This window comes from Treponema sp. OMZ 805, assembly GCF_050937395.1.
Taxonomy (GTDB): domain Bacteria; phylum Spirochaetota; class Spirochaetia; order Treponematales; family Treponemataceae; genus Treponema.
In genome coordinates, this window is the sequence record NZ_JACCLP010000042.1 from 1 (window position 1) to 896 (window position 896).

The window sequence follows — 896 nt, forward strand, 5'->3', positions numbered from 1 at the left end:
TAGAACCAGCGGCATCCGTGCCGCTTCTGAAATACCTTTTGCAAAGAGGAGCTTAAACACCTTATTTTGATTCAGATTTTATAATGCGGTATCTCTGACTCCGATGACCTTACACTATCGAGCTTTGTATGCTATACTACTATCATGTTAGAAACCGTACCGGATAACCGTAACTATAAGGACTCTGTTTTTGTCGATCTATTCAGCACCGATGAAAAAGCAAAAGAGCGGTTTTTGTCTCTATACAATGCTTTGCACGGTACTCAGGTGCATGATGTTGCCTTACTAGAAAATATCAAGCTTGAACAAGTGATGTATATGAGCTTTGCCAATGATGTCTCGTATCTTGTCGAAAACAAAATTATTGTCCTTGCCGAACATCAATCGACTATCAACCCTAATATGCCATTGCGCTGCCTTGAGTATGTCAGCCGTCTGTATGAAAAACTCTTTGAATCAAAGGAAAAGTATAGCCGTAAACTGCTCACTATCCCGACACCGGAATTTTATGTTTTTTATAACGGTAAAGAAGTTTATACTCGAGAAGCGACGCTTAAACTATCCCACGCATTTAAGGAACAGACGGAACAACCAAACTTGGAATTAATTGTCAAAGTGGTAAACATAAACCGGCACAATGAACATCCGCTCTTGGAGCTGTGTAAACCCATCAATGAATATAGCATTTTTGTCCAAACAGTGAGAAAATGGAAAGAGCTTGATCCGGTATATGGTTTTCAAAAAGCCATTGAGGAGTGTATAGCAAATAATATTTTGCGAGAATATCTCGAACGGAAGACGAAGGAGGTAATAAACATGTTGCTGGCCGAATATAATTATGAAGAAGATATTGCCGTACAACGTGCAGAAGAACGTGAAATAGCCTTTGCTGAAGG

At 39.5% G+C, this 896-nt stretch carries 1 protein-coding gene; it reads left to right on the forward strand.

The window, feature by feature from the left end; translation table 11 throughout:
* Positions 1 to 144: 144 nt before the first annotated feature.
* The coding region (locus tag HGH47_RS12175) for an Rpn family recombination-promoting nuclease/putative transposase (protein ID WP_432912724.1) at positions 145 to 896 on the forward strand (752 nt) is incomplete at its 3' end.